At 39.7% G+C, this 5,915-nt stretch carries 5 protein-coding genes; 2 read left to right on the top strand and 3 right to left on the bottom strand.

The annotated features are described in order from the left end of the window. Nucleotides 1-308: 308 nt before the first annotated feature. From ASU00_RS23270 to ASU00_RS23260, 3 genes are all read right to left on the bottom strand, one after another. The gene (locus ASU00_RS23270; protein WP_057915822.1) at nt 309-689 is read right to left on the bottom strand and encodes a hypothetical protein; all 381 of its coding nucleotides are present in this window, start codon (nt 687-689) and stop codon (nt 309-311) included. Between the two features lie 283 nt (nt 690-972). Continuing rightward, entirely contained in the window at nt 973-1,956 is a 984-nt protein-coding gene (locus tag ASU00_RS23265; RefSeq protein ID WP_057915821.1) for a glycosyltransferase family 2 protein, read from the bottom strand. Nucleotides 1,957-2,239: 283 nt separating this feature from the next. Continuing rightward, entirely contained in the window at nt 2,240-2,857 is a 618-nt protein-coding gene (locus ASU00_RS23260) for a TetR/AcrR family transcriptional regulator (RefSeq protein WP_057915820.1), read from the bottom strand. A gap of 293 nt (nt 2,858-3,150) precedes the next feature. On the opposite strand from ASU00_RS23260, the gene ASU00_RS23255 reads away from it, so the two are divergent. Further along, nucleotides 3,151-4,902: a CocE/NonD family hydrolase gene (locus tag ASU00_RS23255; RefSeq protein WP_057915819.1), complete on the top strand. Its 1,752-nt coding sequence runs from the start codon at nt 3,151-3,153 to the stop codon at nt 4,900-4,902. A 528-nt stretch (nt 4,903-5,430) separates the two neighbouring features. Beyond that, the coding region (locus ASU00_RS26485; RefSeq protein ID WP_236712823.1) for a magnesium transporter CorA family protein at nt 5,431-5,915 on the top strand (485 nt) is incomplete at both ends.

Raw genomic sequence — 5,915 nt, 5'->3', positions numbered from 1 at the left:
GAAGATCGAATTAGGAATACAGCTTAAGATTTAACCTTTTAGTGTCCAAAATATTGACTCAAATCCATTTCTTGGGTTTAAGTTGCCCATTTACAAAAGGAGTCTCTGCTATATAAATTGGTGTAAATAATTTTTTATCCACCATTTGTTATCACCTCAAAATGATTTTTCTTTCCCATAAAAAAGTTGACCAGCAGTATTTTCAACAAAATCAGCTTACATATTCATTCGAATAAAGAGTACGATACAATAAATTCTTTTCAATTGGTGGTGTAAAAGCAATTAATCTTCAACAAAACTCCAGTGCTTTATGCCTTCCTTTTCCAAGTCATTAAATCTGAAAAGGCCAAGCCAATTGATACTCCTAAAGGACCTGCGATATCCCAAATATCCATTTCCGAACGTTTTAAAAAATAAGAAAAAAGAAAGTGCAAAGCATTTAAAGAAACAAAATATATTATAAACGTTAACAATCTTTTTCTTATCTGAATCCAATTTAACTTCCTTATATTCACAAAAATTAACATAATCGAGAACAAAACATATAGAAAAAGAAAAATTACATAGCCTATAACAAATGTAATGGATAGCGAGTTATCGATATCTTTAACTATGATAAATATCGTAAGTATCGTTCCTAGCAAAAATGCCATAAACAAAATTACATTAAACGAAAGATAATTCTTCATCATTTCCCCCTCACCTTAATCTGCATGATCACTCCGTAAAAAAACAAGGCCACCAACTTAGCGGCCCCTAATTCCTACTATGCACTTGTTTGTGGAATTGTTAGATTTCCTACATCTTTGCTGTCATTTTATCTGTGTAATGCCTTATTGATGCTGCAATGAAGCCTGTTATTAATACTCCATAAGAAAAAAGAACTGCCAAAGCAACTCCCGTTAGTCAAAAGGCATGTAAAATTTCCGATATTTTTATCAGTTATATATTGAGAGTGTTTTTCTATTGTTCTCATTTTATTTTCAGATATTCAGTGAATAAAAGATAATCCTCATTGCACAGTAGCAGGGCAGTATAACGTTTATATCCAGTTAATAAAGGTGTTATTACCGCTCCTTCATACTTATTAAACAAACGAAGTAGAATCGCAAATGAATGATGTCTCTCCGGTTCAGTTCTGTTGCGTTTAAACTCATTAACTATATCAAGCGAAAGTAACCTGTCCCAATATATTCTATACGCCTCTGTTCTTTCTTTTTCCGTGATTCGGGCATTTTTTATTACTTCAAAAGTTTCAAAAAGATATTTATAAAATTCATCTACAGCAATGACGCCGCCGGTTAAATGAGTTCTATGCTCATTATTGACATGCCTGACCCAATAATAACATGGAGAATCTGCATATATACTAATTTTTTTAGTGTGTAAATAAGCACTCATCGCAATAGGGTGATCTTCTGCCATTCTAATATCTTTTTTAAAACGAACATCTAAAGAACGGAGATATTCAGTTTTAAACATTTTCAATACTGACATCGTGTCTTTTACTAGCGAATCAAAAAAGTTCGTGTTTATTTGCGTACTTTTAAAGACATATACAGGCACTCTACGATTGACGCCCTCATATTTTCCGATAATAACATCCGAATCGTTGTCTTTACCTAATGTATACATATTTGAAATCGAATTTTCACCAAGATAGTCGTCTGCATCCACAAAGAAAATATATTCCCCTTTGGCTTCATCGATAATTCGATTTCTAGCGGTTGATGGGCCGCCAGTATTTTCTTGAGTTAATATCTTTATACTGCCTTTTTTCTTGTTCTGTTTTTTATAATCCTCAATGATTTTCACTGTATCATCCGTTGACCCGTCATCTACTATTAGGACTTCGATTTCCTGAAATATATCTGTCTGAGATGTTATACTATCCAAACATTTTAAAATATTTTCACTTTCATTGTAACAGGGTATTCCAACAGTAACCTTACGCATAACCACTTCTCCTTATAAGCCTATAAATTGCATCGGAAATAAACTAAAGACACTTTCAAGTCTAATTAATAGATGTTTTATATGAACTTACCTTTTTTCAATACTAAATCTACCTTCTTACATATCTATGACAATATTACCACAAAAATCCCTTATTTGCACATTGTGGTAATCCAATATTCCCGATTTAGCAAGACTACTTCCACGCCCTTCTGGTTACAAGTTCCCCTACCCGATCCCCGACAGCATTTTTTCTAATACCTCGCCCCTTTTATTCTGAGAATTATTTCTTTAAACCCGCTGCAAATAAGGGACCATTAACCATAATGGTCGTTAGGATACGAGCCATTTCTTGTGGAGATTCTTTCCTGCCACTATCTAGCCATTGATGAATGACTCCTGTAATTGCAGATCCAGTAAAAGAACCTAAATATTGTCCTGGAACAAGGAAATTTTCTTCCTTTGCAAGTGCGTTTGGATTATTCCCATAAAGTGTTTCCCACATGAATTTTTTCAGTCTTGTTTGAAATGATAAATCTCCTTTTGGGCCTAACACAGCTTTCATAAAGTCACTATTTCCGTTCAAATATTCAAATATTGAAACTGTAAGGTGAAAGGGTGTTTCAGTGAGAGGGTCCGTTTTAAGTGCAGCAATAACACTTGGGAAGTTTTGTTTTGTAATTCTGGACATATCAAGCATAATTTCCTCTTCACATTTCATCATTAAATCAAATTTGTCTTGATAGTGAGCATAAAATGTCCCTCTATTAATTTTTGCCCTAGTTGTTAGATCCTTAACCGTAATTGCTTCGAAGCCTTTTTCTTCTATTAATTCCACGAGTGCATGTCGAATTGATTCTTTTGTTCGAATGACACGTAAATCAGGATTACCATTACGCAAGCAAATTCCTCCTTCATTTTATCCAACACAAATATAAAAGGTGTTCCGTAACCAACACATCTGCCACTTTTGATTATTGAACAGATTAGGGTTCAATTGTAAAATTCGATATGTAATAAACAACAGGTTGTTTGTTATTTCGTTATTATAACTTAATTTCCAGGAGGGATACAGTCAACAATTGCCACATCAGATAATCTTTTCACTCCAAAGTGGGGAATACTGTTTTTAAGTTTAAGGATGCCTAGAGGTCACAGAAAATAATTTCTAAAATGAGAGGATGTAGTTTTATCATGAGCGAAAATCAAAAAGTATTTATTCCCTCCAAGCCATTGGAGCAGGGCCCAAGATATGGGGTTTTAAGTAACTTCGATCCCGGCACCCGCGTCCTCAAGGCTGGTTATCAGGTAGCGCCGCCTTTCTGTTCTCTGCCGGTCGACATCGTATTCGAAAAGGATGTAGCCGTGACATTACGGGACGGCGTGACTATCTACGTTGATGTGTTCCGTCCGGTCGGAGAGGAAAAAGTTCCGGTTATCATCGCCTGGAGTCCGTATGGCAAGGGCCAGGGAACTTCCGGGAGTGTCATGGGGGTATTCGGTATGGTTGGTCTGGACAATAAGATAGTGTCGGGACTGGAGAAGTTTGAGGGTCCGGACCCGGCATACTGGTGCGCTCAGGGGTATGCGATTTGCAACCCGGATATCCGTGGCGTTGCTAATTGCGAGGGAGACAGCGTGCTGTGGGATCGTCAGGAAGGACGTGACTGCTACGACCTGATTGAATGGCTGGCCGAGCAGGAGTGGTGCAGTGGCAAAGTCGCCATGAGTGGCACCTCCTACCTAGCTGTTTCGCAGTGGTTCACTGCCGCAGAACAACCGCCGCATCTTGCTGCGATCAACCCGTGGGAAGGCGTCAGTGACGTATATCGTGACCTGGTTATGCGAGGCGGCATGCCTGACACTGGTTTCGCCAGAATGCTTAGGGATAACAGTTTTTGGGGCAATGGTCAGAAAGAGGACATCATAGCCGAGGCTGAACGCTATCCGCTGGTAAACGAATTATGGGAAAACAAAATACCACGCTTCGAACAGATCAATGTGCCGGCTTACGTCGTTGCCAGTTTTTCAAACACTTTGCATACAGCCGGAACGTTCCGAGCATGGCGCCGGATGGCCTCTGAACAGAAATGGCTGCGAATACACAACAGCCAGGAATGGCCTGACTACTACGATGAAGCGAACAGGGAAGATCTACGACGCTTCTTCGATCACTTCCTAAAGAGTGAAGACAATGGATGGGATCAGACGCCTAAGGTCCGGTATTCACTGCTTGACCTGCAGGGCGGCGACCAGGTTGATATCCCAGCCGACGAATTCCCTCCGCAGGATGTCACATCGACGAAATACTTCCTTGATGGCCTTACGCGAACACTCTGCACTCATGCGCCGAAACAGTCATCCACAGCCGAATATGTTATCAAATCTAACCCGGATCAGGTCTCGTTTGTGACGCGATTCGAGAAGGAAACCGTGCTGGTTGGTTACCCAAAAGTGAATCTCTGGGTTGAAGCTCGGGGAGACGACGACATGGATCTGTTTGTTCTTGTTCAGAAACTTGATGCCTACGGAACGCCATTACAGCAGTTCACGTCACCCAATCAGGGTGGTTTGATGCAGGACATCACCGAGCGCGGTGCTTCCATTCTGCGCTACAAGGGTTCCGATGGACGCCTCCGGGCCTCGTTGCGAAACCTGGACCCGGTGCTATCAACAGACTCTGTGCCTGCCCATTCGTTTGATCGTATTGAGAAACTCTCTCCGGGTGAAGTCGTAAACCTGGAGATTGATATGTTACCTGTTGGGCTCGTGTTCTATCCCGGCGAACAATTGCGGTTGGTTATCAGTGGGCGAAGCCTTCTGGGTACGATGATGCCGGGGAATCTTGAATACACCTCGCCGAATACCGGCACCCACATCGTACACACCGGAGGCGATCACGCATCCTACCTGCAGTTGCCCATCAAAACCGTCGAAAAAGGGTAAATGTTACGTTGATGCAGGAGCTTCTTTCCGGCAATCGGCCGGGAGCGAGTCCGACAAAGGAAATCATTTGTTTACACCTGCGAGGAGTACGATTCATTCCTTCTGGTACCGGTGATTCCTAAGAGAGAACAGTGAAGGACCGAGTACCGTCAATAGATGTAAATTTCGCTGGCCGTTTCAGTGAAATCCTCCTTGGATTTAAGTTGAAAATGCGCTAAGCCGGTCATATCCGAAGGCTTAGCGTATATTTTCGTTACCATGTTGACGGTATCACTTCAAGAGGTGAAGGAATGTCTCACAGAAAATGGCGATGAAGATCTGACTTCCATGAGTTGAATGGTTGGTTTGGTATGATGATTAATTTTTGATACCTTTACTTATGTAAGACTTTAGATTAAAGATAGAAGGGGGAATAATCGTGATTATTACCTATAAATCCTCTCGTGATGAAATTCTAGAAATAATGGATAACTTCGAAAAGAATTGCTGGATCAATATGACCGCACCGTCAAAAGAAGAATTGACAANGGTATCTCAACTTTGTAATATCCCAATGGAATTCTTAAGAGATCCGTTAGATTTAGAAGAAAGTGCTCGAATTCAATATGATGAAGAAACGAAATGTACGTTAATTATTAATGATGTTCCAACTATTGATATGAATCACGGTCAATTCGATTCCTATATTACCATTCCTATTGGAATCATCTTAGGAACAGATTACATTGTTACGGTTTGCAACCAAGCGACTAACTCTTTAGAAAATGTAATCAAGAAAAATGTTAACACTTCAATGAAAAGTCGTTTTGCATTAGAGATATTATTTTCAATTTCAACTCAGTATATCGAAAAATTAAAACAGCTCAACAAACAACGTCTTAAGATCGAGAATAATTTGCGTGATTCATTAACGAACAAGCAACTCTTTGACCTAATGGAGATTGAAAAAAGTTTGGTTTATTTTCTCACATCATTGAAGGGTAATGGGGATATCATAACCAAATTATTTCGTA

The organism is Peribacillus muralis (assembly GCF_001439925.1).
GTDB classification, from domain to species: Bacteria; Bacillota; Bacilli; order Bacillales; family DSM-1321; genus Peribacillus; species Peribacillus muralis.
This window is presented reverse-complemented; position numbering and strand designations above follow the sequence as displayed.